Below are 26,375 nucleotides of genomic sequence, written 5' to 3'. Positions count from 1 at the left end.
CGTACACCCCTCCGCTTCGTTCCGGGCAGACCGCCCGGAACGGGGCGCCGTCCCCCGCCCCGGAAGGACCCACCGTGGCATCCCCGCACCCCGCACTCGCCCGTCTGGCCCCCGCCCCCGGGCGGCTCACCCTCGGACTCGAACTCCCCCTCGACAACGACTGGGACCCGGCACGGCAGCACGCCGTGCGCGAGGCCGGCCGCCCCTTCGGCGTCCCCGACCTGACCGGGCACACCCGGCTCGCCCGGCTCGCCGACCGGCTCGGTTTCGCCGCCCTGTGGCTGCGCGACGTCCCGCTCTACGACCCCGTGCAGTTCGGCGACGCCGGATCGGTCTTCGAGACCTTCACCACCTCGGCCACCTGGCCGCCGTCACGGACGACGTCGTCCTCGCCACCGGCGCGATCGTGCTGCCCCTGCGCGAGCCCCTGCTGGTCGCCAAGGCCGCCGCCAGCGTGGACGTGCTCTCGGGCGGCCGCATGCTGCTCGGGCTCGCGAGCGGCGACCGCCCCGTGGAGTACCCGCTGTTCGGACGGGACTTCCAGCAGCGTGGCAGAGCGTTCCGCGAAGGCGTGGAGACCCTGCGCGCCGCCTGGCACGGCGGCCCGCTGGAACTGCCCCGGGCCGGCCTCGGCGCCGACTGGCAGCTCGACGCCCTGCCCAAGCCCGTCCACAGGGCGGGCATTCCGATCGCCGTCGCCGGCAGCGCGCAGCAGACTCCCGAGTGGATCGCCGAGCACACCGACGCCTCCCTGAACTACCCGCGCAACCTCGGCGCCCTGCGCCTGAAGACGCGCGAGTGGCAGCGGCTCACCGCGGGCGGCGGCAAGCCGTACCTCACGCCCATGGTGCTGCGCCTGCGGGAGGACCCCGACGCCCCGCCGCAGCCCATCCGGCTGGGACTCAGCACCGGGAGCAAGGCCTTGATCGATCACCTGGGGCAGATGGCCGATCTCGGCGTCGCCCATGTCTCCTTCAACCTGCGGCCCAACGAGCGGCCCGTCGACGACGTGCTGCACGAACTCGCCGAGGACGTCCTGCCGCACTTCCCTCGCCAGGACCTCGCGTAAGAACCCCTTGAACCGCGGCCTGCTCTCCCGCTACCTGTGCCCCATCGACCGTCGCGGCATCTACACCAACGTGAGCGAGGACGGCCTGAAGCTGCTGGCCAAGGCCCGCCCGACCAGTGAGGCCGCCCTGCGCGAGGCGCTCGCCGAAGCCACCCCGCCATCCCGAGCCGGCCTCGCTGGTCACCGCGGTCGAGGCCGTGAACACCTCGCGACGCCGGTCGCGCCGGGCCGCTGCCTTCCCAGCCGGACCAGCGGGGAAGGCAGCGGACCGGCGCCCCGTCTCGGGAGCACCTGGACAGGCTAGTTCCCCGCGCGGCCCCGTGTTCCGGCGGGGATTCTTTGTTCCGGCCGTCCAAGGCGCTCATTCGCGTGCGTGTAGTGCGCCGGTGAACCGGACTGCCCGGCCCGGCGAGCTGTGGCTCATGCCCGCAAGCTTTCCCGGGACCCCGAGGAAGGAAGCACAGGCATGGAGGCATACGCACAGATCGGCGTGACGGGGCTGGCGGTCATGGGCCGCAACCTGACGCGGAACTTCGCCCGCGACGGCTTCACGGTCACGGTGCACAACCATCCCCCGGGACGGACCGGGGCCCTGATCGAGGAGTTCGGCCACGAGGGCGCGTTCGTCCCGACGGAGTCGCCGCAGGAGTTCGTGACGGCGCCGGAGCGCCCCCGCAGGCTGCTGATCATGGTGAGGGCCGGTGAGGCCACCGACGGGGTCATCGAGGGGTTCGCCCCCGCTGCTGGAGCCGGGCAACCTGGTCATCGACGGTGGCAACGCGCACTTCGCCGACACCCGCCGCCGCGAGCGGGCACTGCGCGAGCGTGGCCTCCCCTTCGTCTCGGCTCCTACCTCATCGGAATCACCGCCGAGCTCCTCGCCCACACCGACCCCGACACCGGCAGCTCCTTCCCCTGCGCAGCGAGCGCCTGCCCGCCGCCCCGCTCCAGGGGCTGCGCGACTTCTTCGGCGCCCACATCTACCGCCGCACCGACGTGCGGGCAGCTTCCACACGCGATGGGCCGAGCCCGGCCGTCCCGGGAGGCCCGCCGTCCCGAGAGGCCCGCGCGGACGCCGGGGCGGCGCAGGCACGAATCGGACACGGCCCGCCACCGACGGGCCGCCACCACTTCTGGAGAGGTACTCGCCCGATGCAGATCGATCTCAGCGGACGTATCGCCCTGGTCACCGGGTCGACGGCGGGAATCGGCGAAGCAGCCGCGCAGGCGCTCGCTTCCGCCGGGGCCGACGTCGTGGTCAACGGCCGCAACGCCGACCGAGTCGCCGAAACGGCGGAGCGGATCGGCGGACGCGGCGTCACAGCCGACGTCGGGACGGCCGAAGGGACGGCCGACCTGATCCGGCAGCTGCCCGAGGCCGACATCCTGGTCAACAACACCGGCGTCTTCGAGACCAGGCCCGTGTTCGAAATCCCCGATGCGGACTGGCTTCGCCTCTACGAGGTCAACGTGCTCTCCGGCGTGCGCCTGGCACGCCACTACACGCCACGGATGGCCCGGCGCGGGTGGGGCCGCGTGATCTTCGTCAGCAGCGAGGCCGGCGTCCAGACGCCGACGGACATGGTCCACTACGGGATGACCAAGACGGCGCAGCTGGCCGTGTCCCGCGGCATGGCCCAAGAGGTTGCCGGCACCGGGGTCACGGTGAACTGCGTGCTGCCCGGACCGACGATGAGCGACGGCGTGCTGGCCATGTTCGACGAGCTCTACCCCGGCCTCGACCCCGGTGAGCAGGAGCGGCGCTACCTGGCCGAGAACCGTGCGGCCGCGTCCCTGCTCAAACGCCTGATCCGCCCCCACGAGGTGGCCAGCATGATCACGTACGTGGCATCGGAACAGGCCTCGGCGACCACGGGCAGGGCGCTCGGCGCCGACGGCGGCCTCGTCCCCACGATCGTCCCCTGAAACGGGCATCCGGCATGGTGCCGGTACCCGTGCCGGACGGCTCGCACCCGACGCGTGCACGGGGTGATCCACGGTGCCGGTCCGCTGCGCCCGGTTCGCCCTCCTCGGCGCGTCCGGCATCACGATCGGCAGCGCGCCCCGGCGCAGGGCCGTTGCGGACGACAAGGCCGACGCGCTCGACCGCCATGGCGCCTTCCACCTGGGCGAGGGGCGGTGTGGTTCCTTCTCCGGGATGCGCTCCGGCCGGGAGCCTCGGCGACGCGCGCGGCGTTCCCCCCGGGATGCGGTGCGCCATCGTCGGCGCGGGCGGGCGGTCGTCGTGCGGACGCCTTCGGCTTGCAAGCCCTCGTGTCGGGTGAGGGTGATGGCAGGGAAGGCCTGTGCCTCATGGGCCTGGCGCCCGAGCCCGGATCGACCGGCCCCGGTGTGGCAGCCACTGCATTACCTAGCGTCTGCAATTATTGTTCTTACATGTAAAGCGCTTCTGCATCTATCTGCGCCGCGCACCTGGCTCCGGCAGGACGCCACCGTGCATCCACTGCCACGGCTCCGCCGACAGAGCCGCCAACCGCAGAGGCATCCGTTCACTCATGCCTCATCCCCGCGCCGGGACGCCGTCGCACCCCGGCTCCACTGATCGAAAAGGCACCGTCATGTCCCTCAAGGAAATCCTTCCCGGCCGGCTCGGCTTCGGCACCGCCCCGCTCGGCAACATGTTCCGCGCGATCCCCGACGAGGAGGCCGCCGCCACCGTCGAGGCCGCCTGGGACCAGGGCATCCGCTACTACGACACCGCTCCGTTCTACGGCGCCGGCCTCTCGGAGTCCCGCCTGGGCGAGGTCCGGTCCACCAAGCCCCGCGACGCCTACGTCCTGTCGACCAAGGTCGGCCGGGTCATCCTCGACGAGCTGGAGGAGGGTGCCCGCGACCTCGGCGAGAAGGGCGGCCTGTTCGAGCACGGCAATCCCAACAAGATGCTCCACGTATGGACCGCCGAGGCCACCGAGCGTTCCATCGAGGACAGCCTCAAGCGACTAGGCACCGACCGGCTCGACATCGTCTGGGTCCACGACATCGCCCAGGACTTCCACGGCGACCTGTGGCTGCAGAAGTTCGAGGAGGCCCGTACCGGCGCCTTCCGGGTGCTGTCCCGGCTGCGTGACGAGGGCGTCATCAAGGCCTGGGGCCTGGGCGTCAACCGCACCGAGCCGATCGAGCTGACCCTCGCCCTCGACGAGCCGCAGCCGGACGGATTCCTCCTCGCCGGACGCTACACCCTCCTCGACCACGAGCACGCCCTGCAGCGGCTGCTGCCCATGGCCCAGGAACAGAACGTCGACATGGTCGTCGGCGGCCCCTACAGCTCCGGCGTCCTCGCCGGCGGCACCCACTTCGAGTACCAGCAGGCCCCGCCGGAGATCGTCGAGAAGGTTTCCCGCCTGAAGGCCCTGGCCCAGAAGCACGGCGTCTCCATCAAAGCCGCCGCCCTCCAGTTCTCCCTCGCCCACCCGGTTGCCGCCGCCGCCGTTCCCGGCGCGACCCGGCCCAGCCGCATCGCCGAGGACATCGCCGCCCTGAACGAGACCGTCCCGGCCGCGTTCTGGCACGAGCTGCGCACCGCCGGCCTGGTCAGCCCGGCCGCCCCGCTGCCCAACGGCGCCTGACCACACGCCCCGAAACCCCCACCACAGCACCAGGATCCAGGAGAAAGATCATGGCTTCCACCTCCGTCAGCCGCATAGTGCCCGCCTCCCCCGACAAGGTCTGGAGCCTCATCGGCGGCTTCGACGCCCTGTCCGACTGGCTCCCCTACATCCCCGAGAGCACCCCGCTCGAAGGCGGCCGCGTCCGCCGGCTGACCAACCCGGACGGCGAGGTCATCATCGAGCGCCTCGTGGACTTCAACGAGGCCGAGCGCCACTACAGCTACGCCATCCTCCAGGCCCCGTTCCCGGTCAACGGCTACGTCTCCACCATCCGCGTCCACACCGTCCCCGGCCGCGACGACATCGCCGAGGTCCAGTGGTCCGGCCGCTTCAACCCCCACAACGCCACCGACGACGAAGTCGTCGACCTCTTCACCGGCATCTACCGCGACGGCCTCGACGCACTCCACAACACACTCACGGCCTGACACCGGGGCCATCCATCGCGAGGCCCCACCGCGCAGCCCGGGTACGCACCCCGCATACCCGGGCTGCGGTGTGCCCGGGTCGCACAGTCACCCACCGCGACGGCCGGCACGTCCAGCACGTGGCGCCGGAGCGGATCGCTGCGCTGCCGGAGGACCGCCAGGCGGTCACCACCCCGATCGACCGACCTCGGAGGCCGAGCGCCAGGCACCCTCGCTCGCGCCGTGTGCTCGCCCGTACCGACGGGCGCACGGGCGCACGGGCGCACGGGCGCACGGCAGCGCCATACGCGAGCACACTTGTGGCCCGAGCCCGCCCGAAGGGTGGTGAACCGCACGGTGTCGTCGCCGGGTTCGGCGTTGGCGGCGATGATGCGCGGGCTGCCCAGCAGCGCGTCGGCGATGCGGACACCGTCGTGGTCGGCGTCGAACAGCGGGTTCTTGTCGCGGCCGATGAGCGGTGTGCCGAGGCGCGGTAGCTGCCACCGTCGAGTTACGCCGACCTGCGATCTTTCATGAATGAGGCACCGTAGTTGTCACGGGCGAAGCAAGGTACTTCGCACCACTTCTCCGAAAGCATGGCGGCTGTCTTCACCGAGGTGGAGCGCTTCGTTCTCTGGCGTCAACACGCCCTTTTTTTACACGTCGGACGGACCCGCCGTAGCCGGAGGTCAGTCCGCGTACACGAAGATGAGACACAGAGCTGCGAAGGGCACGACGGACCCGCCGAGCAGCGCCAGCACCGCCGGGACCGCCGCCGTCAGTCGCCTCTTGCCCTTGCGCCGGCCCGAGCGGAACACCACACGGGCCAGGACGAGCGGCAGCGCCACGAGGGCGAGGAAGATCACCGGCACCAAGAACCGGCTGAACGCGGTGGTGCCGGTGTCGGTGATCAGATGCCAGGCGGTCGTACCGAAGAACACTGCCGGGCCGGCCAGCAGGTAGAACGAGAGGCCCAACGCCACGGCGACGGTCACTCCTTCCGTCAGCCGCTCGGCCCACGCATGCTCCCGGCGCACTTCCGCTATCCCTCTGTCCCCCATGCCCATTCCCCCCAGTTGCCGCAGTTCGGTGTCGCCGCGCCAGCGCTTCGGTCGAACAGCTCAGTCCGTGGCCAGCAGAAAACGATAGCGTCAGGGCCCAGGGCGGCGGACACGATGATCTATGGGCCTACCGGCCCGTCAGACTCCTCCGCTCCTCTGTACGACTGTACGACTGGCGTTCCGCTCGGCCAGCGACCCCTTCCGCGGCCGGTCTCGCACCCGCGGGACATACGCGGGCTGTCCTCCGGGGCAGGTGGCGGTGAAGTCCCGGCCGATCAGATCCGGTGACGGGGCGGCCTTGGTGTCGGCCTTGGTCAGACCACGGCGCCGGATGCGCCGGCTGTTTCCGGCGATGCCGTGCTCCCGCATGACCCGCTCCACCCGCTTGCGGTTGACCGGACGGCCTCGCCGGCGCGGTTCGGCGGTGACGCGCGGGACGCCGTAGTTCCGCCGGGACGCGAGGTGGATCACCGTGATCTCGTGGGCCAGGGCCTCATCCTCCCATTGCCGCGTTTCGCGGGCTTCCCGTCCGGCCACCCATGCGTAGGACGTGGAGCGGGCCGTTTTCATCACCTTGCACAGCAGCGTGACGGTGTGGCTCGCCTTCTCCGCGTGGATGAACCGGCATACCGTGCTCACCGGTCGCTCTCCTTCACGAAGAAGGCGGTGGTGAGCTCAAGGGGTCAGCGCAACAGCTGACGCGAGTTTATCAGCGGGGGTTTCGTACCGGAGGGTCTTACGGGGCCGGGCGTTGAGTTTCAAGGCGACGGCGTCCAGGTCGGCCTGGGTGTATCCGGACAGGTCAGTGCCCTTCGGGAAGTACTGCCACAGCAGCCCGTTCGTGTTCTCGTTTGATCCGCGCTGCCAGGGGCTCTTGGGATCGGCGAAGTAGACCTGGACGTCCGTGGCGAGACTGAAGCGCTTGTGCTCGGCGAGTTCAATGCCACGGTCCCAAGTCAGGGATGTCATCAACCCCTTTGGCAGGGAGCCGACTTGGTGCGTCGGCGCGGACACGACGCTGGTAGCGTCCTTCCCTGCGACGCGGACCAGCATCACATAGCGGGAGTGACGCTCGACGAGGGTCGCGATGTGGCTGTTCTTCGCGCCGGTGATCAGATCGCCCTCCCAGTGGCCCGGCACGGCCCGGGCCTCGGCCTCGGCAGGGCGTTCGCGGATGGACACTGCGTCGCCGATCTGGCCCCGGCACCGACTCCTACCGCCTCGCCAGCACTCGGGCACGGGCTGATGAGCCCGCCGCGGCCAGCTGACTCCTGCGGTTCCCTCTCGACGGCCCGCCGCCCGGGAGGGCGGCGGGCCGCCCCATGCGCTGACGTCATTTCGGAGGGTTCCGTCTGGCTTCTTGTGGCCGACGATCTCGTAGATCACCAGCCCTGGCACAAACACGCAGGTCGCGTCTTCAACTCGCCGGGACCAGCGCCAGCGCCTCGTTCAGGTGATGCTCGGCAACTCCCCGCATGAACTCCCGGTCGGGGAAGTCCCCGTCGAGCAGGCGCAGCGGGCCGGCTGTCAGCGATAGATGCTGGGTAAGTTTGTAGAGCGCAAGGCGATCTTCATCGAGGCCGTCCACCGTCAGCTGCTGGTACTGGCTGCTGGTATGGCGCAGGCGTAGGAACGCATGCTCCCACTCGACGTCAAAGTACAGCAGGTTCTCGATGTCGATCACGACGGGGCGACCGTCTCGATCGACCATGACGTGGTCCAGGCCCAGCTCGCCGTGGACGACGGAGTACTCGGCGCGCGGCCGCACCGCCGCGGTCAGCTGACGCAGCCGCTCCTCCAACTGATCGCGGGCCGCGGCGATCCTGTGGTCGCGCGCGGTCGCCTCGGCAAGGCAGCGCAGCGCGAAGGCGAGCGCTGCCTGCTCGCATGAGGCCGAACGTGACGTGCCGCCTCCCTCGATCAGGGCCACCTTGCCGAAGGACGGTGCCCGGTGGCCGCGCATCATCGCCAGGCTCTCAGCGAGGCGCATCATGGTCGGCTCTGCGGCGCGCGGGTCGCGGTTGCGCAGATCCATCAGATCCTCGCCGGGCACGTCCTCGACGATCGCGAGGTCGGCCGGGTAATGGGTGCGGTCACGGTCGACCAGGTGGATCTTGAGGACCCGAAGGCCCAGCGCCTCCAACCGCGTGTGCGCGGCCTCGAACAAGTTGAGCCCGATGCCGGGCGAGAACGGGTCAGCGAGATCGCCATCGTGCTCGGTGATCGGCCAGTAGTTCTCGGAGTCCTCCCACAGATAGGCGATCGCCGTCATGGCGTCGTCCATCGTCAGCCGGTAGACGCCCTTCGTGGTGCCGCCCGCGAGTCGCTCGACCGCCTCCAGTCGTCGCCCACCGCCCAGCGCGGCCCGCGCCGCACCCGCCAACTGATTCCGCGTCACTCTCTTCGGTGCCACGCCCGCAACCCGCCTTCCGCCTCGATGACGGGGGCACCCTACGCGAGTCATCGTTCAACACCGAACGAATTGTTTCGAAGGTGTCATGCATGATTCGAGAACAGGCACCAGGCGGCATGCCATCCCATGCACTGACGTCATTTCTCGTAAACATTCGCGCGTCCATCGGCCTCCAGATGCTGCCCAAAGCGCCGGACAAACGCTGCTGCTGAAAGCGAACGAAGCCAGGAGGCGGTCGTCATGAGGTGGCGGCCCTTGGGTGTGCGTCGGTCAGATGCGGTAATCGGCGTGCGGGACGGCCAGCTCCCACACCGACCGGAAGGCCTCGGTGCACAGCTTGATCGCGCTGGGGTCTTCGGTGTGGTCGGGTTCGAGGGCCTGGCCATCACCGGAGAAGACGTTCCAGCGCACGACCTGGGTCGTCGATGAGCCAGAAGTCGTTGCCGGGCAGTGCGAGCGTGGAGGCGCGGCGGCGGCCGAGCCAGCGGATGTCCTCGCCTGCACGGAGGTTGGCGTCAGTGATGGCGTGCTCGAGGCGGATGTAGTCGGTGACGGGCTCGGACACGACCCGGGCGCGGAGGACCTTCACACCTCGGGCGATGGTTCTCTCCACCAGCGGCAGCCATCCACTCCAGAAAGCAGAGTCGTCCGCAGGCACGCTCCCGTCTCTCAGGAACGCGTCGTAGACCTCGCATTCCTCCCTCACGGCGTAGACGTCCCACAGTTCCAGGTGCAGGGCGCTGCTGGGCGGAGTCGAGCAGGTCCTCAAAGCTGGGTGCCGGCGGCCTCTGCGGCATCGCACGCCTTTCTGATCTGCGGCACCATCCGGGCCGGGATACGGATGACCGTCTCGTCGTCCGCGGGCGGGCTGTCCTGGCCGCAGGAAGCCCGGGTGGCCACGTCGACGGCCCCTGCAGGACCAGTTCCGGCCCTTCGGGGGTGTCGGGATCGACCCACACCGCGGGACAGTTCCCTCCGCCCGAGTTCGGGTCCGTGCCGAAGAAAAGTAACGCCGTGCTCGCCTCCCGAGCGAGCCGGTTGCGCGTAGTTGCGCACCGACCGTCCCGCGCCGTGACGTCGGGGGTCAAGAGCACAGACAGCACCGCGACCGGTTCGTGTGACGCACGGGGCCGGATCATCGTCGGCCTGTGCGATTCCAGGGGGCGGGCCCCGGGATGTCATGGCTGATCCCCCGGCGCCCGTGGTGTGTCCGGACTCGGGGTCAGATCTCTCCGGCCGCCGTGGCGGCGACCCACGCGGCGGCTTCGGCCTCGGTCAGGAGCAGCACCTGCGTCGGGTGGGCGGTCCAACCCTGCACGACGTGGACGCGGGTGCGTGCTGCCCTTCGGGGCGGGGTCGACCTGCGGGGCGAACCGGTCCCAGGTGCTGGTGGGAACCCGTGCCAGGACCACGGTGGAGAACAGCTCGCGTCCTTCCGCGCCGTCGAGGGCGCTGTTGGTGGGGTGGCCGTCGAAGAGGACGTAGATGCGGGCCTGGCGGCCCGCGAAGAGGATCTCGTTGAGGGCATCGACGGCCGGGGACGTCTTCGGGTCGTCCTTCTGCCGGATCGTGTCCCAGTAGCGGGCCAGTTTCCGCAGGGTGGCGTCGGCTTCCTCGAACACCATCGTCAGGCGCGGCAGGTCGTCGGCGTTGCCGTGCTGGTCGGCGTGGTCGATGCGGCGCTGGAGTTCGGTCGCGAGTCCGACCAGGGCGTCGTGGATGTCGGCGCGCTACGTCACCGTCGGCAGGTCGCGCGCCCACCGGTGGGAGACCCGCTTGATGCCGAGGACCAGGGCCTGGGCGCCGCGCTGCAGGGGCTGGGCCGCTCCGGCCAGGGCCATGGGCGAAAGCGGCCGCAACGCGGATGTCAGCTCCCGACCACACTCATACGCACGCACGTGGTGCCCTGGGACAACTCCGGGACGCGGTGAAGGCTTGCGCAACAGACGTCGCAACCCGGCGCGGTTCAGCGCTCCTGGGCGCAAGAGGCCGCCCAGAGGGGCCTCATACGGCCCGTGCCGCTTCCCGACAGTCCTGGTGATGACACGGCTGTACCCCGGGCCAGAACGCTGATCCGGGGTACAGGGTGCTGGGGTGAAGAACTGATCACCGGGTGGTGAACCGGCCGTCCTGCCGTCTCAGGAACGAACCGAGATCAGCGGGTCAGGTGAACCGCCGAGAAACATCCAGCTAAGCCTTGATCCACCGATCTGATGGCTGTGGATGACTCTTCGAGAAACAAGGAAGTGCCTTGTGACCTGCGATGATGGGAGTTCTTGAGGCTTCCAGCACGCACGATCGGCAAGGCACTTCCGAGATGCAAGTTTCCCATACTCCAGCGGCGGTCTCCGCTGCGTTCGATGACCCGAATCTGGTCGCGCATGCCGGGCTGGTTCCGGTGATGCGGCTGGCCGAACGGTGCGGGCTGTCGGGCCTGGTGGCGCAGAAGGTGAAGCTGAGCGGGACGAGGAACGGCGCGGGTGCGTCGGCGGACGTCAAGGTCAGCAGCATCGTGGCCGGCATGGCGGCGGGCGCGGACAGTATCGACGACCTCCATATCCTGCGGCACGGCGCGATGCCGGCCCTGTTCCGGGGGGCCCGTGCGCCGTCCACGCTGGGCACCTTCCTCCGTTCGTTCACCCACGGTCACGCACTCCAACTCCACGCTGTCCACCGCAGGTTCCTCGGTCAACTGGCCGCGCACGCCCCGCTGCTGCCCGGTGCCGGCGACAAGGCGTTCATTGATATCGACTCCACCCACAAGCGGGTCTACGGCCGGGCCAAGCAGGGTGCCGAGTACGGCCGGTTCAAGGGCATCCGCACCCTGCACCCCCTGCTCGCCACGATCTGCACCCCGCACGCGCGGCCGGTGATCGCCACAGTACGGATGCGCCGCGGCAAGGCAGCCGATTCCCGTGGGGCCCCGAAGTTCGTCAGTGAGGCGCTGTCCACCGCCGTCGAGGCGGGCTGCACCGGCACCCGGATCCTGCGAGCGGACTCGCAGTTCTACAACGCCGGGGTGATCTCGGCCTGCCGCCGGGCCGGAGCCCACTTCTCGATTACCTGCGGGTTGAACCCCTCCATCAAACGGGCCGTCCTCGGCATTCCCGACCAGGCCTGGCAGCAGATCACATACCCGACCGCGGTGCCCGATCCTGCAACCGGTGAGCTCGTCTCGGACGCCGAAGTCGCCGAGATACCCGCCTACACCGCCTTCGCCAGCCGCACGAAAGCGCAGCGGGTCACCGCGCGGCTGATCGTGCGCCGGGTCCGTGACCTGGCCAAACCCGCCATTGTGGGTGAGCAGGGCGAGTTGTTTCCCGTCTGGCGCTACCACCCGTTCTTCACCGACCAGCCTGCACAAACCCTCCAGGCCGAACGCGAACACCGCCACCACGCGGTCATCGAGCAGGTCATCGCCGACAGCAAAGCCTCCGCCCTGGCCCACCTGCCCTCCGCACACTTCCACGCCAACGCAGCATGGCTCACCCTGTGGGCGATGACCTACAACCTGCTGCGGGCCACCGGCGCACAAGCCTCCGCCTTCCACGCCAGGGCCACCACCGCCACGATCCGCACCCACCTGGTCCATGTTCCGGCCCGGATCGCCCACTCCGCCCGCCGCATCACACTGCACCTACCGCACAACTGGCCCTGGCAGCACGCCTGGACACACCTGTTCTCCACGGCCCACGGACCGGCCGGCTGATACGAACAGCCCCTGCCCACCCCGCCCGCAAGGGCCCGACCGGAACCGAACCGTGGAAATGCTGGGCAGACCAGCGGAAACAACCTGCCCTCACCCGACCACCCGACCCCAAGCCGATCAAAAGACCACTCTCAAACCACCTCGGTGGATCAAGGCTAAGGCTCAAGGGGTGCCACGGCCGATGCTGTGCTGCAGTGTCGGCGCTCGATTCCTCATCGAGAGTCAGCCGTCCTCTTGGGTCAGGCGCCGGCTGCCTGGCTGGTGTGGTGTCGTCACCAACGGTCGTGTTCGTGCCGGTGGCAGCGTTCACTGCGCCTAATGCCGGTGGGATCGGTGGCGGTGTGGGTGGTGCTGTCGCCGCCTCCGGTGGCTGTGACGGTGTTGGTGCGCTGGGAGGGGGCGGTACAGGAGACGTGCACCCTGAGTGTGATGGGCGGGTAGCTGTTCCCGGCGGGGAGGACGTCGCTGCGGGTGCAGGTCAGGGTGGATCGGGTGCAGTTCCATCCGGTGCCGGTGAGGCGGGTGGCGGTGAGTCCTGTCGGCAGTGTGTCGTGGACGGTGACGGTGCGTCCGTTGGTCGGGCCGGGCCCGGTGTTGCCGACGGTGATGGTGTAGGTGCCGCGCTGTCCCTGCGTGAAGTGCCCGGTGTGGCTCTTGGCGATGGACAGGGACGCTGACGCATTCGCCGCGATGGCGTCTCCGAACGGATTGGTGATGCCGGTGATGGTGGTGCTGACGGTGTTGGTGCTGGTATCGATCACCGACACCGAGCTGGTGGAGAAGTCCGTGACGTAGACGCGTGTGCTGTCCGGGGTGGCCGCCAGCTTGTAGTTGCTGGACCCGGCGCCAATGGTGATGGTGGGGGTGTTGGTGCTGGTATCGATCGCCGTCACCGTACCGTCGTTGAGGTTGCTGGCGTAGACCTGCGTGCCATCTGGGGTGATCGCCAGCCCGTACGGGGCGAGGCCGACGGCGATGGGGCTGCCCACGATGGTGTTCGTGGTCGTATCGATCACACTCACCGTATTGGTGCCGAAGTCGGCGACGTAGGCGTCCAGGCCGTCCGGGGTGATCGCGATACCGGTCGGCTGGGTGAAGCCGGTGATAGTGGTGGTGATGGAGTTACTGGTGGTGTCGATCACCTGCACCTGGCCGAGCCCCAGCTCGGTGACGTAGACGAACTTGCTGTCCGGCGTGATCGCCAGGAAACCGGGGGTCCGCGCCGCTGGCGAGGGTGATGGGGCTGCCCGCGATCGTGTTGGTGGTCGTATCGATCACGTACACGAGGCCCGAAAAGGTGATCACGTAGGCATGGAGGCCGTCCGGTGCGATCGCGATTCCCTGCGGGCCTCCGGTGAAGCCGGTGATAGTGGTGCTGACGCTGTTGGTGGTGGTGTCGATCACTGACACCGTGTTGCTGGTGCGGTTGGAGACGTAGACGTGTGCGTTGTCCGGGGTGATGGCGATGGAATTAGGGTTGGCTCCGACACCGATGGTGGTAATGGGGGTGTTGGTGGTGGTGTCGATCACCGTCACCGAGCTGGCGGTGTAGTTGGCAACGTAAGCGTTGCCGTTCGTGACGGCCCAGGCCGGGGGCGGGGCGACGGCCGGCAAGGCCAGCCCTGCCAGCACTGCCAGTCCCGCCATGCAGACCCGCTGCCACGCCGCCCAGGACCACAGACGTCGCTTTCGGCTCTTGGGCCCCGGACCGCGGTGTGGCCCAGTCTGCTGTCTCTCGCGCCTGGTCACCGGAACCTCCAGTTAGGGAACATTGGGCGGCTTACGGCGACCACACCCATGGCGCCGACACCAAGCCGCGAATCACTCAGCGTGATCGCAGCTCAGATTAGGTACCGGTGAAGCGTTTACTGCTATTTGAAACGGTGAATCCTTTTAACGAAATATGCCTGATAAGCACGAAAGTCGCTGTTCGTGATTCTGGGCCCAGCGACTTCCTCGGCTCCCCTCGGGGAGCAGGGTCCACTTCCGTCCACTCGGCCCCGCTGCGTTCGGGGGTGACGGTGCTCTTGCCGATTTCCCCATCCGCCCTGGTCATGCGGCGCGTGTGTACTCGTGGAGGATGCCGCCGAGGCGATCGCGTCGTCGTACATCGAGGCGGGCGATCCGGTCCGGACCGGCGATCGGCTCAGGCAATGGGTGGAGCGGGCGGGCGAGAGGGCGTCTCACGGGTGAGGCTCCGCCTTCTCCAGGCAGTATGCGTACGGCCTGTGAAGTCGGCCCGGTATGGCCCGTCTGCCGTACGACGAGAAATGGCCGGGGGCATCAACACCACAATTCAGTTGGTAGACGGCACACGAGCGGCAGGGCGGGTTCCACAGCCATCCACCACTGCACCTTCGTATCCATGGCCTCACGGACCGTCACCACCGGGAGCGGGACAGAGCCGAACGATTTACAGTCCCCAGAAAACGGCTGCCTTTCCCCGTGCTGTCCCGGCTGGCCTCCCCGACCAGCCGGGACCACGCTTGGTTCGAGTCCCTCAGCCGATGATGGCGACAGGGGCGTCCCAGGCGTTGCGGTCGACCGTGATGGTGTAACCGCCTCGGGTTTCCTTGCTGTTGACCATGTACTGGTGGCCGCGGCTGTGGTCGGTGTACTGGGCGGGGTTCCACGGCCAGTCCGTGGTGGTCGTGTTCTTCTTGTCCCACAGCGCGTACCAGAGGTTGCCTGGCAGGTCTGTCTTGTTCGTGGCGGTGGCGATGGCCTTGGCGCTGGAGCTGCTGAAGCCGTAGAACCCGCCACGGTAGGTTGCGTTGCGCAGCGTCTTGGTGAAGGAGCGTACGTAGGTCAGGACGGCGTCGTTACACGCCTTGTTGGTGACGTCGTACGGTTCCATGTCCAGGTAGATCGGGCTGCCGGCTTTCATCCCGAGCACTGACGCCTTGGCCACGGCGTCCTTGGCGTTGCTCGCACCAACAAAGGCAGCCGTGGACGCGGTGAATCTTTCAGGGTTCGCACTCTTTTGACAGGGTGGCTGAGCGCCGACGTAGAGCGGTATGAGCTTCCAGCCGGTGGAGTTGACCGACTTCACCCAGGACGCGGTCAGGTTGGGCTGGGCGCAGCCGCGGTTCTTGCCACCGATGTAGACGGCGGCAGCGCCGTAGAACTTCGTGTTCCACGCTTTCATCGCTGCGAGCGAGGGCGCTGTGCACGTATCGAACGCTCGACCGGTGAAGGTCTTCTGCGCAGGCCAGGCCGTGGCCGCCATGGAGGCCTGTGCCGCGATTCCGGCACCTGCGGCAACGACGACGCCCGTCGTCGCCCAAGCGATGTAGCGGCCCTTTTTGGACAGCCGATGTCTGGACAATTCCCACCCCATTCATACTGCGGCCCCTGGCCGCACGAACCCGATCCGCTTGCAGAGAACAGCCCGCGCTGCGACACAACAGGACTGCAGTACGGAGGCAGCGTCCGCATATAGGAGCCTGCGGTATCTCGGCTCCGGATGTCCGAAGCGGATCGCAGAATAGCCGACGTCTGTACCATGACGGACGGGCAGAAGCTGATTAGCGGGTCTGGCGTGTTGCTGGCCGGCTGCGGCCTTCGCGGCGGCAACCGCTTCGGCCGGCTCCCCCGCGACCAGGTCGGGCTTCGGGCGGATCAGCGCGATGACCGTCTCGTTCACCGCCATGGGGTGGGAGGCGCCCGAGCGGCCCGCGCTCTTGGGCATGCCGCCCATCTCCTCCGGCTCGCAGTCCAGGTCGATCGCGGCGGCGGCCAGCCCGTCCTTGGTGAGCAGCCGGACCTCCTCACCGCTCAAGTACGGCCGCCGTCGACGGACAGACCGTGACGCCGCAGATCGTTCGCCGCGCCACGGTGGGAGGCGGTGCGCGCTTCCTTCCGCTTGGCCGCCGTGTCCTTGAGCGTGTGCCGGTAGGTCAGGTGCGGCGAGGCCAGCCGCTGGATCTGGTCGGCGATGGCGACCTTGAGCACTCCGAGTACGCGCAGCACGTCGCCGCGAAGGTCGTTGGTCGATCCCGCCTCGTTCGCCTTGCGCTTGCCCGCGTCGTCCGCGCCCGGCCTCTGGCCGGACGCGGACGCCGGGCTCGGCCGGGACGGTTCCCGCTGGCGGCTGGCGGATCAACAACCCGGCCAAACGCAGGGAACCCACACCACAAACCCCATAGCGTCAGGACCGTCTCACTGGACTTGAAATCTTCCGGCCCGCGGGCGGGGGTTAAATGACGACGCTGCAGACTTCACTTCATGTTGCGGACTGGTCGGTTGCACGCCCCCGAAGGGCGCTTGTCACTCCACTTCGACGCCACCATTTCGAGTGACGCCGGGAGTCAGCTACCGGGGACCCTGGAGTCTCCCCGGACTTACACCGGCCGGCTATCCTGAGCTTGACGTCCGGTTACATCACCTGCACCCCTTCTGATCTGCAATGACGCCCGGACTGCTGGACGTACGCTTGTCGTTTAACCCTGTCAGGGCGTGACGTAGTCGCCCCAGCCGAAAGTGGCAACGTAGGCCCGCCGGAGGGCATCCCCGCCACGTCCACCGCGGAGGCGAATGACTGCCAGCGCGAGGACAAACCAGGCGGTGAAGCACCCGGAGACGATCAAGGTCCAGCGAGGACCTGAGAAACTGGCGATGACGACCAGGGCAATGACCGTCACGAGCAGTCCAATGTGGGCACCGCCGACGTCTGCGCGCAGTGCTTGCCGTATGGCCTGACGGTCAGCACGGATATCTTGCGTGTACTGGTCCGATGATGCTCCGGCGTCATTGCCGGACTTGCCGCCATGTGTCATGAGATCCACCCGTCGAAGTCATGTCAGCCCACGCCACGAGCAGATTACGACGCTCTGCCACCGGTGTCGGCATGGCTTCCTCGCCGGGGTTTGGTCCCCTTCTTGTGATGGGCGGGGCGGCTGTATGCCTCGCCGGTGGCAAGGACCCGGCCGACGTCATGCCGGGTGGCCGGTCGGCGGTTCTTCGAACCTGGCGGCCGACCGGGACCTGGGTGGGAAGGTTTCGGTGCACCGGCTGGGGAGCCGGCCTTCGCACGCAGGTTTCTGAACCCCTTGCGGACCCGGACAGGCGTGAGCCTGTCCGGGTCGGCGGGCTTCTCCCAGGGCCTGCGGAGGTCAGTGGCCAGCGGGCGGGCGAGCCGCAGCTTGGCATGGGCGGCGATCACCAGCCATGTCCACCGGTCGGCCGCCTCCGAGCTGCGAAGCCGGGGCTTGGTCCGGCCGAGCGTCTGCTTGAACAGGCGGAATGTGTGCTCGATGTCGAAGCGACGCAGGAAGGACTGCCAGCAGCGGTCGACGTCCGCCGCGCTGGCGCCGGTGCCCGACCACCACAGCCAGACCGGCTTGTTCACCCCGCCGCTGGGCAACTTCTCGACGACCAGGCGGACGACGTTGCCTTCGATGATGGGCAGCGGGCCGTCGTGGTCGTTCCAGGCCGCACGGCGGGTGAGCCGCGGGTGCAGCCGGGCCCACGCTTGCGCGGTCGCCTTCCCGTAGAGCCGGGTGTCCATGGTCGTCACGGCCTGTTCGGTGCCCCAGGTACTGGGATCGCCGAAGACGGACTCGCCGCCGTGCTTGGACGGCCGTCCGCCCTTGGGGTCGTAGACCCGTGGCGATGTCGCCCGACGCATCACGCGGTCGGAACGGAGCCGGCCGAGGATCTCGACCGGAAGACCTGCCAGCAGGTGGGCGATGCGCGGGGCATCGTATCCAGCGTCCAGCACCACCAGGACCTCCGGGTCACCCGGCTTCCACTGGCCGGCGGCGACGAGCCGCTCGACGACTTCGCAGATCTGCACCGTGGTCACTGCGGCGACGTCGGCGCCGGACTCCAGACGGACCGCGTCCAGGAGGTGCGGCCGGTCTCCAGCGCGACCACCATCGAGTACGGCCAGCCGCGCACCATCTGGTGCTTGCCCTTACCTCGGCCGAATGTGTGACAAAAGGCCCGGTCAGCACAGGTGTTGGCGTCCGGCCGCAGCCACGGCGAGACATCCACGGCCAGCACCAGCCGACCGTCCGCCGCCCTCGGCAGCGGTAGCCCGGCCAGCCCACGACGCAACCGTCCGAGTTCAATCCGCCCCTGGTTGAGCCCGCCATTCAGAGCTCCGTGACCGCGACGGTGTTCCGGTGCGAGCGCGAGATCGACCAGCGTCCGCACCGGCCCATCGTGCACAGCAGCGCGTCGCATAACTCGAACAACGCGTCGCCCCGCGCGGTCATGCACGCGTACAAATCCGACCGGAAGTGTGACACTTCCGCGAACGCATCCCGCAGGACGCCCTGATGTACCAAGCTCACGACCACGGCCTTCTCGCTGTTCCTCTGCCTCTGTGACGGAGCACAGGATCAGACAAAAGGCCGCCTTCACGCCCGCTGAACTGCGAAAATGCCGATCAAGTTCGAGCCACGCTCGACGGCGGACCATAAATGACGAGCTGAGGGACCGTTGGCGGGGGTGCGGTGCGGTGCTGGGCCGCGACGTGGGACAGGAACGTTGAGGGTCGGCTTTCGGGCGGGGCGGGTGGTGCGGTCTGGTCTCGGACGGTGATGCCGGCGGGCGTGCTGCCACCGGTGTCGCGGGGGGTACTGCCACGCTGCTTCTTCGCGTTCTCCGTCTCGGTGTAGGTGCAGTTGCGGTTCAGTGCCAGGCGTTCGGGCGTGGCGGCGCGTGACCGCCAGGGCAACCCGACCGGCGCCTCGTCCGGCCCGTACGCGCACGGTGCCGCGCGCCTCGCGATTGCTGTTGTGGGGTCTTCGTGGGTGAAGGCCGCGCGGAGGTTTTCCAGGGCACGCGGGAAACGTGACGAAGCCCTTCCCCGGTGGGGAAGGGCTTCGTGAGTGAGCGCTGGGCAGGCCTTGCACCTGCATTTCCCCGCAGGAAGCGGGGCGTCTTTCCTTGGACCACCAACGCAGTGTCAGTCACCACCGCGAGTTGCGGCGAACTTCCAAGATCAACTATAGCGCATGCGGCCGTCGGCGAGCCTCGGCCATCGCCGAGGCTGTCGAGCGGCAGACCAGGGCGATGCGCGCGCGGCTACGCGCGGCAAGTGCGTCTTCGTGGTGCCAGCCGCCGCGGTGATCCGGGCCGAACTGCCGTTACTCCTCCACGTCGCCGATGGCGACACGCAGCGCATGCATGCCCGTCAGCACTTCGGCGACCGCCCCTTCGGCCCGGTCCAGAGCCCGCCGGGCGCCTTCCTCGTCGCCCTGCGCGGCTTGGAGGTGCGCGCTGAGCAGGTCCGCTGATGCCACCACGGCGGCCATGGACGCTGCCTGGCCGACGGGAGGCGGCTCTTCTTCGTCGGTGCCCATCAGCTGCACGGCGGTTCGCTGCATCCGGTTGGACAGCAGGAGGGATGCCAGAGGGGAATCGACCCCCACCTTCTCCATCCACCCCATGACCGATTCAGCAAACTCCTCGAACAGGTCCTCGCCCGATCCGGTCGCAGCGGTGATCTCCAGTTCCACGGTGGCCAGCAGTGCGCCCATCAGCCGCAACCGGTCCTCCGCCTGCGGCCCTGCGGGCCACAGATCCGGGTCCAGCACCGGTTCGGCGCCCAACGCGACCAAGGCCGAGTAGATCTGTTCCGCACTCACCGGATGTTCGCTGCTGATGCCCACGACTTCAGCTTCACCGAAACCAGCGCCAGAGCGCGCGGCCACGCCGCCCTGCGGACGAAGGTTCGCCCAGGCTTCCATTCTTTGGCGAGGGACGCGCGTCCCGGAGATGGCCGAGCTCGGCGGTATCACCGCCTCCACCCTGCGGGCCTACATCTCCCGCGGCAACAGCGAGGTTCCCCAGCCGCAGGCGACGGTGGGCGGCCGTGACCAGTGGGCGAGGGCGATGGCCGACGACTGGGTGGAAGCGCGCTAGCGGTGGTTTGTTAAGCCGGGGAGTAGAGGTCAAGCGGGTGGCCTGCGCCGACGGCGTTGATCAGGGCTTGGAGTTCGGGTGGTGGGGGTGCATTCGTCCAGGCTCGCCAGCATCGTTGGAGGCTGGTCCAGGGGTCGAGCCAGGCCCGGACGGCGCGTATCGCCTTGGGCCAGGTGGCCGTGTGGGGCTGGTGGGGTCTGGTTGGTCCCCCTCTCGGGCCGGCCCGGTTCTTCGGGCGGCTCCGGTGGTGCTGTTTCGGGCGAAACCTCGGGTGGTGGACTGAACCAGGCGTCCCAACAGAACGAGAAGGCGCAGGTGACCAGGGTCTGGTGGCGGCGGATGGCGGTGTCGGAACGGACTTGGAAGTCGGCCCACCCGAGTTCGCCCTTGACCTGTTTGTAGCTCTGCTCGATCCAGTGTCGGATGCCGTAGATCCGGACGACTTCGTGCAGCCCGGCGGCCGGTTCGGGGCTGTCGGCCTCGCGGGGGCCGCCGGGGCGGGGCAGGTCGGTGGCCAGGTACCAGGTGGCTTGCGGGGGCAGCGTGGCCGGGTCGGTGGTGGCCACGACCAGGCGGACGTTCCCGTCGGGTCCCCACCAGCCGAGGCGGGCGTCGGCGGCCCACCAGGTCTCGGTGTGCCCGTCACGGAAGGTTCGCTCGACGGCGGTCCAGTCACCCGGATGCTCGGGGTCCGTCCAGGTCAAGGCGCGGGCGGCATCGACGGGAGTGTAGGCGTCCTTGCCGTAGGCCCAGGTGCCGTGGCTCGGTTTGAGGTCCATGACGAACGGTAGCCCTGCCGAGGCGAGTTGTCTGCGGAAGCTGTCCTGGTCGCCGTAGGCGCAGTCGGCGGCCACGGCCCGGAAGCCCACCCCGGCAGTCTTCGCGGTGCGGGCCAGCTCTGCGGCGATCTGCAGCTTGGTGCGGAAGCCGGGGTCGCTCTTGCCCTTGGGGAAGTGATGGGCGGGGCTGTAGGGCACGGCGTGCAGCGGGTAGTAGAGGTTCTCATCGGCCCAGCAGGTGGTCACGGTGACGATGCCGTTGTCGGTCTTGCCCAGCCGGCCCAGCCACTGCCGTCCGATGTGCGCGGTCGCCTTCCCGTCCTTACGGTCCCCGGAGTCATCGATCACCAGCACCCCGCCCGGGTGCGGCGCGGTCGCGGGGTCGGCCAGCAGCAGTTCCACCCGGCGGGCGTTGACCTGCTCGTGGTCCCAGGTCGATTCGGACAGGAAGAACTGCAGCCGCTGCACCGAGGGGTGCTGGGCCCCGACGACGGGTTCGGTGCCGGCCAGGCAGGTCAGCGTCTTGTTGCGGTTCCGCGGCAACAGTAGCCCGGTCAGGTACTCGCGGAACCCACGGCGCTGTGCCAGTGTGGAGAACAGGTCATCGAAGCGTGCGGCGTAGGCTTCCAGCGGGCCCGGTGCGGGCGGACACGGCAGACGACGGGTCATCACAAGCCCCCAGGCGGCGAGGCAACGTTCCTCTGCTACCGGCCTACTACGGCCCTGACCCGCAGTCAACAAACCACCGCTAGTGTCCTGCGCCGGAGATCCGTCGGCAGAAGCGGGCGAGGGAGTCGAGGATCTCCTCGGCCGTCTTGGTCCAGATGAACGGTGTTGGGTTTTCGTTCCACTCCTTTACCCACGCACGGATGTCGGCTTCCAGGGAACGCACGCTTTTGTGGGAGCCGCGGCGGATCTTCTGGTCGGCGAGGAAGCCGAACCACCTCTCCACCTGGTTGATCCAGGACGAACTGGTAGGGGTGAAGTGCAGGTGGAATCGGGGGTGTTTGGCCAGCCATGCCTTGATGGCGGGCGTCTTGTGGGTGCCGTAGTTATCGCAGATCAGGTGGACCTGGAGGTGCCCGGGAACCTCCTTTTCGATCTTGATGAGGAACTTCTTGAACTCCGCTGCCCGGTGCCGACGGTGCAGCGAGGTGATGACTTCGCCGGTCGCGACGTCGAAGGCCGCGAAGAGGGTGGTCAGACCGTTGCGGACGTAGTCGTGGGTGCGACGCTCGGGCATGCCCGGCATCATCGGCAGCACCGGCTGAGACCGGTCCAGCGCCTGGATCTGCGACTTCTCGTCCACCGACAGCACCACCGCCCCTTCGGGCGGATTGAAGTACAGCCCGACCACGTCGTGGACCTTCTCCACGAACAAGGGGTCCGCCGACAGTTTGAAGGTGTCCGTCAGATGAGGCTTGAGATGGAACTTGCGCCAGATTCGGCCCACGGTCGACTTCGACAGCCCGCTGCGGTCGGCCATCGACTTGCGCGACCAGTGCGTGGCGTTCTTCGGCATCTCCTCCAACGTGCTGACCACGACGGCCTCCACCTGGTCGACGCTGATGGTGGGCGGTCGACCCGGCCGGGGCTCGTCCATCAACCCGTCCAGCCGGGCGGCCAGGAACCGCCGACGCCACTTGCGGACCGTATCCGCCGCTACCCGAAGATCCCGCGCCACCACAACAATCGGCGGAACGTCAGGGCCTGCACACGCCAGCACGATCCGCGCCCGTAACGCCACCGCCTGCGCAGACGTCGCCCGCCGGGCCCAACGCTCCAGCACCGCACGCTCGTCAACGGACAACAACAACGGTTCCAGCTTCGGACCACGACGCGGTGCGGGCACACCCGCAGAAACACTCATACAGGAACTAACGATAGATCTCCGGCGCAGGACACTAGCTCTCCCACGAGGGAATCACGGCCACCATGTCCGCCGGCGACCGGGACAACTTCTCGCCCGGCGCGGCCGAGGTAGGCAACCGGTTGGCTGCTGACTTCCAGCACACGTTATGGGGGACGACCGAACGTACGTAAGCGGTGGATCCTGCGCCGGCGCAACGAGACGTCCGTACGCGAGGTGTCCGACGTGCTCGCCTGGAACGTTGCGGTCAGTCTGGACCGGATCCTGCCCACCGAGATTCTGGGACCGGTTGTCGAGGGCGCGGTGCTCAACAACTTCGCCGAGGCCGTCGAGCTGGCCGGGGACGTCGCCGAGCCAGGCGAGGAGAAGGAGGGGAAGGACTGGTGGCACCTCTACCTGACTCCCCCAGTGGCGACGATGCTCGACTGGTACATCCGCCACCACCCCAGCCCCGCCCACTGGTACATCGGCGAGATCATGCACGAGCCACGCACCCGGTGGAACGTCCCACCCAAGGAGACGCTCCGCACGCTCCGGCAGGCCCTCGCCCTCGACGGTGAGCTGACCGACGAGCAGCGCGCGACGTACTTCGCGCTCCTTTCCCCACGCGAGGACATCGACTGATCTGTCCGCTGTCAGCAGGGGGCCGGAGCCAATGCCGGTGGCTCCGGCCCCCTTCGCGTGGCTGTAGCCGCGGGCCCGGCCGGCCCTCCTCCCGTCCGGCGGGCTTTCCGCCCGCCCGGCAGGAGCCGGGGAAGGAGTTTGAGGGTGTCGAGGGCGTACGCGACTGAACTCCGCAAGCGGATAGCACAGCTGGTATGCGAGCGGGACCGATTTACAGGCATTCACTCCAGAGAGTGAGCGTATCGCCGTACAGCCTTTGGCCCAAGTTGTGACGCCTGTCACTTTGATCTTCAGGCAAGCACGGAACTTGGCGGCGTGACTGCCCGTGAACAAGAAAGTCGGAAGGGTTGACGACACGTCAAGACGCTCACACAGCTGGCCGCCGGCGCCGGACACGGAGCCGCCGCCTACTGCCTCTACCTGCGCCACCTCTGTCTCGGAGAATCACGTGAGGCGACGCACTGGCTCAACCAGCTCCAGCGCTACCTCGACGACCTCTCCCACGAGGTCATCCACGGCTTGGAGCACTTCGCCGGCTACGTCGGCCGCCACGGCTCGAACGCGACCGTCGCCACCGGCGGACTGGAAGCCGAGATCGGACGCCTGGTCGGCAGCGGCAATACCGGCGGACTGGTCTGCCGCCCCGACCAACTCGCCGACCGACTCCACGAACTCTCCTGCCGGAGCTGACCCAAAAACAAGAAGCCCTACCGACGACCCCGGTTCCTAGGCCAATGGGTCGACAGCGGGCTCCTCGCACCGATGCACCCCCGCGATGGAAGGAACACCTCCGTGAACTCTAAGCCCAACCCCCTCAGACCGATCTGGAACAAGCGATTCCTGAACGCCCGGCACTGGATTGCTCGCCGTCGCCGCGTCATCGCCGCCAACATTCTGCGCGGCGCCTGCTACGGCACCGGCGCCGCCGGCCTCGTCTTCTGGTGGATCGAGCAACGGTCGTAGCGCGACTGGTGCCGCGTACGCCATCAGCGGCTCTTGGTGGGCGGCGCGGTTGCGCGGGGAGCGGACATGGCTGGCGGTGGTGAACACCGTGATCCGCTTGCCGCCGCTATTCGGGAACGTCTTGTTCAGGGCCTTGCGCCACAGGTGGAGTCGTAGTCGACGTTCTTGCGGTAGGGGCCGTTCGTTCCGCAGCTCACGCCCAATCGAGCCCAGGGCCCAGCCTGGATCCGCGCTGTCCAACAACCGTGCACCCCCGGTGTCACGCGGTGGCCGGCTCCGGCACTTCGAGGCATGCGGCAACCCGGCGGGCCATCGCGCCTATCGCTGGATGACCTCTTCTGTTTGCGATATCGGAGCACTCAGGTTAGCGGGCTACCGCTCCCAAGACGCGATTTGGCGGCTGTTCGTGGGATCAGGCCCTGGTTAGCAGGTTATGTCGTTAATTCGTAACGGCGCTGGGCGAGGGGCAACGTGCGGGGCGGCCGGCTCATCTGGATAGTCGGCGAGGCGCACCGGGCGCCTTCGCGAAGGGGTGGGTCTCACCAGGTGGGGGATCCGCGGGAGGGAAGTCCATGACCAGGACGAAGAAGACCGGGGTAAAGACGCGGTGCGGCCGTGTGGCTGGGATCGGTGCGCTGGGTCTGGCCTCAGTGACTCTGGCCGCCGGGCCGGCGTTCGCCAAGGGCGGCGTGGAAATCACGGCGCCGCGCACGGCGCATGTCGGCAAGACCATCACGGTCAAGGCGCACGGCGGCGATGACAGCGCCGGCTACCTGCATCAGCTGTGCCTGGAGGAGAAGGGCTTCGGCGAAGGGTGGCACCAGGAGAATTGCAGCGCCGCGGTCGAGGGCGACGCACGGGTCACTGCACACGGCACGTCCGCACGCCGCGGCAACCTGGAATTCCGTGCGGTGCTGTACGGCCTGACCAGCCCGCATGACCAGAATCCCGTGCGCTTGCAAGCCTCTGACGTGGTGACGGTGCACGTCCGCTGAACCAGCGGCGCGGCCGTGGACAGCCGGCACGACCACTGCCCACGGCCGTGCACCGAATCGCCTCTCGGAAAAGCGCCCCGGCTTCGTGCAGGGTGGTCACGAGGACGCGGCGGACCGCCTCCACCACGAAGTCGCCGTACGTCGCGACACCACACTCCATACCTGGCCTTCGCTGGCATCGCGGCCACTTTGATCTGCTACGGCAGGCTGGCGACCTGGCCGAAGACAACGGCTGGGATGATCCATGGGGTAAGCCGATGCCCGAGCACGGCCTCGGCCTCGGCCTGCAGCTTTGCGCCGTTGGCCAGATGCGTCTTTCAGAGAGGTACCCCATGCCTGACTATCTGGCCGCCACCATGGCCATGCTCGGCCCGCCACAGAACCGCTATGCAGACCCGTCCGCCTGGGACCGACTTCACGAAGAACTCGGAATACAGCTGCCCTCCGACTACCAGGCCCTCGTCGACGCATACGCTCCGATTCACCTTAACGGCCATCTGTACCTGTCCCATCCGGCGACCGAGCGATGGAACCTGAGGCAGTGGATCCGGGACACAATCCGGGCGTGGTCCGAGGTGCCCTGGGACGAACTCGACCTCGATGCGGACCAGGATCCCCGCCTGCTGTTCGGGCTCAAGGAGCTGAGCTTCGGCACCATCGACGGACTGTGGCCGATCGCGAGCACCGACCGTGGTGAGACCATCTTCCTCGCCGCTGGATCCGTCACCCCACGGCTCCTGGTCGAAGATGGGGAGATCGGCTGGGCCGAGTATCACATGAGCTTCGCTGAATGGCTCTACCGCTACCTGATCGGCGAGGAGATGGCCGGTCCAAACAGCTCAGCCTTCTACCCCGGTCCAGTGCAACTGCGGCGGCTCCCGATGTCTGCCACCGAACGCCCGGAGCCGTGGAGCGGCCCGGATCGTGGCATGTAGTCCTGTCAGCCACAAAAGTCTGGGCACCTCAGGATGAGAAGCG

Annotated in this window: 29 protein-coding genes and 4 pseudogenes; 14 read left to right on the top strand and 19 right to left on the bottom strand. The window is 68.2% G+C overall.

Annotated elements, in window-relative coordinates; genetic code table 11:
• Positions 1–277: 277 nt before the first annotated feature.
• From OG609_RS43835 to OG609_RS43805, 7 genes and pseudogenes are all read left to right on the top strand, one after another.
• The gene (locus OG609_RS43835) at positions 278–1,069 is read left to right on the top strand and encodes an LLM class flavin-dependent oxidoreductase (RefSeq protein ID WP_327277827.1); all 792 of its coding nucleotides are present in this window, start codon (positions 278–280) and stop codon (positions 1,067–1,069) included.
• A 10-nt stretch (positions 1,070–1,079) separates the two neighbouring features.
• Positions 1,080–1,269, top strand: a pseudogene (locus OG609_RS43830) (MarR family transcriptional regulator); the annotation flags it as partial.
• A 266-nt stretch (positions 1,270–1,535) separates the two neighbouring features.
• Positions 1,536–1,926, top strand: a pseudogene (locus tag OG609_RS43825) (NAD(P)-binding domain-containing protein); the annotation flags it as partial.
• A gap of 295 nt (positions 1,927–2,221) precedes the next feature.
• The gene (locus tag OG609_RS43820; protein ID WP_327277826.1) at positions 2,222–2,995 is read left to right on the top strand and encodes an SDR family NAD(P)-dependent oxidoreductase; all 774 of its coding nucleotides are present in this window, start codon (positions 2,222–2,224) and stop codon (positions 2,993–2,995) included.
• Between the two features lie 653 nt (positions 2,996–3,648).
• Complete coding sequence (locus tag OG609_RS43815) at positions 3,649–4,659, top strand: aldo/keto reductase (RefSeq protein WP_327277825.1); 1,011 nt, start codon at positions 3,649–3,651, stop codon at positions 4,657–4,659.
• A gap of 50 nt (positions 4,660–4,709) precedes the next feature.
• Positions 4,710–5,129: an SRPBCC family protein gene (locus OG609_RS43810; protein WP_327277823.1), complete on the top strand. Its 420-nt coding sequence runs from the start codon at positions 4,710–4,712 to the stop codon at positions 5,127–5,129.
• 224 nt (positions 5,130–5,353) lie between these two features.
• A complete protein-coding gene (locus OG609_RS43805; RefSeq protein WP_327277822.1) occupies positions 5,354–5,605 on the top strand; it encodes a hypothetical protein in 252 nt (83 codons plus the stop codon).
• A gap of 192 nt (positions 5,606–5,797) precedes the next feature.
• On the opposite strand, the gene OG609_RS43800 is transcribed toward OG609_RS43805, so the two are convergent.
• From OG609_RS43800 to OG609_RS43765, 8 genes and pseudogenes are all read right to left on the bottom strand, one after another.
• A complete protein-coding gene (locus tag OG609_RS43800; protein ID WP_327277821.1) occupies positions 5,798–6,169 on the bottom strand; it encodes a hypothetical protein in 372 nt (123 codons plus the stop codon).
• Between the two features lie 138 nt (positions 6,170–6,307).
• Positions 6,308–6,808, bottom strand: a complete 501-nt coding sequence (locus tag OG609_RS46615) for an IS3 family transposase (RefSeq protein WP_442818050.1) — start codon at positions 6,806–6,808, stop codon at positions 6,308–6,310.
• Positions 6,809–6,844: 36 nt separating this feature from the next.
• Positions 6,845–7,369 (bottom strand): annotated as a pseudogene (locus OG609_RS43790) (IS30 family transposase); the annotation flags it as partial.
• A gap of 217 nt (positions 7,370–7,586) precedes the next feature.
• On the bottom strand, positions 7,587–8,567 hold the full coding sequence (locus tag OG609_RS43785) for a phosphotransferase family protein (protein WP_327278389.1): 981 nt from the start codon (positions 8,565–8,567) through the stop codon (positions 7,587–7,589).
• 285 nt (positions 8,568–8,852) lie between these two features.
• Positions 8,853–8,993, bottom strand: coding sequence for a DUF6879 family protein (locus OG609_RS43780; RefSeq protein WP_327277820.1), 141 nt, complete (start codon positions 8,991–8,993; stop codon positions 8,853–8,855).
• On the bottom strand, positions 8,968–9,288 hold the full coding sequence (locus OG609_RS43775) for a DUF6879 family protein (protein WP_327278388.1): 321 nt from the start codon (positions 9,286–9,288) through the stop codon (positions 8,968–8,970). The genes OG609_RS43780 and OG609_RS43775 overlap by 26 nt, the downstream gene beginning before the upstream one ends.
• Positions 9,289–9,347: 59 nt before the next feature.
• A complete protein-coding gene (locus OG609_RS43770) occupies positions 9,348–9,482 on the bottom strand; it encodes a hypothetical protein (RefSeq protein WP_327277819.1) in 135 nt (44 codons plus the stop codon).
• A gap of 278 nt (positions 9,483–9,760) precedes the next feature.
• Entirely contained in the window at positions 9,761–10,207 is a 447-nt protein-coding gene (locus OG609_RS43765) for a hypothetical protein (protein WP_327277818.1), read from the bottom strand.
• A 692-nt stretch (positions 10,208–10,899) separates the two neighbouring features.
• On the opposite strand from OG609_RS43765, the gene OG609_RS43760 reads away from it, so the two are divergent.
• Positions 10,900–12,291: an IS1380 family transposase gene (locus OG609_RS43760; protein WP_327277817.1), complete on the top strand. Its 1,392-nt coding sequence runs from the start codon at positions 10,900–10,902 to the stop codon at positions 12,289–12,291.
• Between the two features lie 272 nt (positions 12,292–12,563).
• On the opposite strand, the gene OG609_RS43755 is transcribed toward OG609_RS43760, so the two are convergent.
• From OG609_RS43755 to OG609_RS43715, 9 genes and pseudogenes are all read right to left on the bottom strand, one after another.
• Positions 12,564–13,433 carry a hypothetical protein gene (locus tag OG609_RS43755; protein WP_327277816.1) on the bottom strand — a complete coding sequence of 290 codons (870 nt, stop codon included), beginning with the start codon at positions 13,431–13,433 and terminating at the stop codon, positions 12,564–12,566.
• A complete protein-coding gene (locus OG609_RS43750) occupies positions 13,414–14,040 on the bottom strand; it encodes a YncE family protein (RefSeq protein ID WP_327277815.1) in 627 nt (208 codons plus the stop codon). Before OG609_RS43750 ends, OG609_RS43755 begins: the two co-directional genes overlap by 20 nt.
• A 303-nt stretch (positions 14,041–14,343) precedes the next feature.
• Positions 14,344–14,478 (bottom strand): hypothetical protein, encoded by a 135-nt coding sequence (locus OG609_RS43745; protein ID WP_327277814.1) that lies wholly within the window; start codon positions 14,476–14,478, stop codon positions 14,344–14,346.
• A gap of 313 nt (positions 14,479–14,791) precedes the next feature.
• Complete coding sequence (locus tag OG609_RS43740; RefSeq protein WP_327277813.1) at positions 14,792–15,619, bottom strand: glycoside hydrolase domain-containing protein; 828 nt, start codon at positions 15,617–15,619, stop codon at positions 14,792–14,794.
• 12 nt (positions 15,620–15,631) lie between these two features.
• Positions 15,632–16,072 carry a hypothetical protein gene (locus OG609_RS43735; protein ID WP_327277812.1) on the bottom strand — a complete coding sequence of 147 codons (441 nt, stop codon included), beginning with the start codon at positions 16,070–16,072 and terminating at the stop codon, positions 15,632–15,634.
• Positions 16,069–16,263 (bottom strand): hypothetical protein, encoded by a 195-nt coding sequence (locus OG609_RS43730; protein ID WP_327277811.1) that lies wholly within the window; start codon positions 16,261–16,263, stop codon positions 16,069–16,071. Before OG609_RS43730 ends, OG609_RS43735 begins: the two co-directional genes overlap by 4 nt.
• 479 nt (positions 16,264–16,742) lie before the next feature.
• Positions 16,743–17,069 (bottom strand): hypothetical protein, encoded by a 327-nt coding sequence (locus OG609_RS43725; RefSeq protein ID WP_327278387.1) that lies wholly within the window; start codon positions 17,067–17,069, stop codon positions 16,743–16,745.
• Between the two features lie 44 nt (positions 17,070–17,113).
• Positions 17,114–18,590, bottom strand: a pseudogene (locus OG609_RS43720) (NF041680 family putative transposase).
• 798 nt (positions 18,591–19,388) lie between these two features.
• Positions 19,389–19,913, bottom strand: a complete 525-nt coding sequence (locus tag OG609_RS43715) for a hypothetical protein (protein WP_327277810.1) — start codon at positions 19,911–19,913, stop codon at positions 19,389–19,391.
• Between the two features lie 106 nt (positions 19,914–20,019).
• Here OG609_RS43715 and OG609_RS43710 point away from each other — a divergent pair, with 106 nt between their 5' ends.
• On the top strand, positions 20,020–20,166 hold the full coding sequence (locus tag OG609_RS43710; RefSeq protein WP_327277809.1) for a MerR family transcriptional regulator: 147 nt from the start codon (positions 20,020–20,022) through the stop codon (positions 20,164–20,166).
• Between the two features lie 29 nt (positions 20,167–20,195).
• Here the strand turns inward: OG609_RS43710 and OG609_RS43705 are convergent, their stop codons facing one another.
• Positions 20,196–21,614: an IS701 family transposase gene (locus OG609_RS43705; protein ID WP_327277734.1), complete on the bottom strand. Its 1,419-nt coding sequence runs from the start codon at positions 21,612–21,614 to the stop codon at positions 20,196–20,198.
• 79 nt (positions 21,615–21,693) lie between these two features.
• On the bottom strand, positions 21,694–22,815 hold the full coding sequence (locus OG609_RS43700) for an IS630 family transposase (RefSeq protein WP_327275480.1): 1,122 nt from the start codon (positions 22,813–22,815) through the stop codon (positions 21,694–21,696).
• Between the two features lie 216 nt (positions 22,816–23,031).
• On the opposite strand from OG609_RS43700, the gene OG609_RS43695 reads away from it, so the two are divergent.
• The 5 genes from OG609_RS43695 to OG609_RS43675 all read left to right on the top strand — a co-directional run bounded on the left by OG609_RS43695 (position 23,032) and on the right by OG609_RS43675 (position 26,332).
• Positions 23,032–23,439, top strand: a complete 408-nt coding sequence (locus tag OG609_RS43695) for a hypothetical protein (protein ID WP_327277808.1) — start codon at positions 23,032–23,034, stop codon at positions 23,437–23,439.
• 519 nt (positions 23,440–23,958) lie between these two features.
• On the top strand, positions 23,959–24,129 hold the full coding sequence (locus tag OG609_RS43690; RefSeq protein WP_327277807.1) for a hypothetical protein: 171 nt from the start codon (positions 23,959–23,961) through the stop codon (positions 24,127–24,129).
• Positions 24,130–24,231: 102 nt separating this feature from the next.
• The gene (locus OG609_RS43685; protein WP_327277806.1) at positions 24,232–24,402 is read left to right on the top strand and encodes a hypothetical protein; all 171 of its coding nucleotides are present in this window, start codon (positions 24,232–24,234) and stop codon (positions 24,400–24,402) included.
• A 572-nt stretch (positions 24,403–24,974) separates the two neighbouring features.
• The gene (locus tag OG609_RS43680; protein ID WP_327277805.1) at positions 24,975–25,397 is read left to right on the top strand and encodes a hypothetical protein; all 423 of its coding nucleotides are present in this window, start codon (positions 24,975–24,977) and stop codon (positions 25,395–25,397) included.
• Positions 25,398–25,654: 257 nt separating this feature from the next.
• Complete coding sequence (locus tag OG609_RS43675; RefSeq protein ID WP_327277804.1) at positions 25,655–26,332, top strand: SMI1/KNR4 family protein; 678 nt, start codon at positions 25,655–25,657, stop codon at positions 26,330–26,332.
• Positions 26,333–26,375: the final 43 nt, after the last annotated feature.

The organism is Streptomyces sp. NBC_01224, assembly GCF_036002945.1.
GTDB lineage: Bacteria > Actinomycetota > Actinomycetes > Streptomycetales > Streptomycetaceae > Streptomyces.
The sequence above is the reverse complement of the archived record's forward strand: the minus strand, read 5'-3'. Positions and strand labels throughout refer to the sequence as shown.

Bases quoted from the DNA above. Each gene is read 5' to 3' on its own strand.
- OG609_RS43760 (WP_327277817.1), top strand. From the start codon at position 10,900: ATGCAAGTTTCCCATACTCCAGCGGCGGTCTCCGCTGCGTTCGATGAC.
- OG609_RS43675 (WP_327277804.1), top strand. From the start codon at position 25,655: ATGCCCGAGCACGGCCTCGGCCTCGGCCTGCAGCTTTGCGCCGTTGGC.
- OG609_RS43710 (WP_327277809.1), top strand. From the start codon at position 20,020: ATGGCCGAGCTCGGCGGTATCACCGCCTCCACCCTGCGGGCCTACATC.
- OG609_RS43820 (WP_327277826.1), top strand. From the start codon at position 2,222: ATGCAGATCGATCTCAGCGGACGTATCGCCCTGGTCACCGGGTCGACG.
- OG609_RS43725 (WP_327278387.1), bottom strand. From the start codon at position 17,069: ATGACACATGGCGGCAAGTCCGGCAATGACGCCGGAGCATCATCGGAC.
- OG609_RS43800 (WP_327277821.1), bottom strand. From the start codon at position 6,169: ATGGGGGACAGAGGGATAGCGGAAGTGCGCCGGGAGCATGCGTGGGCC.
- OG609_RS43680 (WP_327277805.1), top strand. From the start codon at position 24,975: ATGACCAGGACGAAGAAGACCGGGGTAAAGACGCGGTGCGGCCGTGTG.
- OG609_RS43700 (WP_327275480.1), bottom strand. From the start codon at position 22,815: ATGAGTGTTTCTGCGGGTGTGCCCGCACCGCGTCGTGGTCCGAAGCTG.
- OG609_RS43765 (WP_327277818.1), bottom strand. From the start codon at position 10,207: ATGGTGTTCGAGGAAGCCGACGCCACCCTGCGGAAACTGGCCCGCTAC.
- OG609_RS43705 (WP_327277734.1), bottom strand. From the start codon at position 21,614: ATGACCCGTCGTCTGCCGTGTCCGCCCGCACCGGGCCCGCTGGAAGCC.
- OG609_RS43815 (WP_327277825.1), top strand. From the start codon at position 3,649: ATGTCCCTCAAGGAAATCCTTCCCGGCCGGCTCGGCTTCGGCACCGCC.
- OG609_RS43810 (WP_327277823.1), top strand. From the start codon at position 4,710: ATGGCTTCCACCTCCGTCAGCCGCATAGTGCCCGCCTCCCCCGACAAG.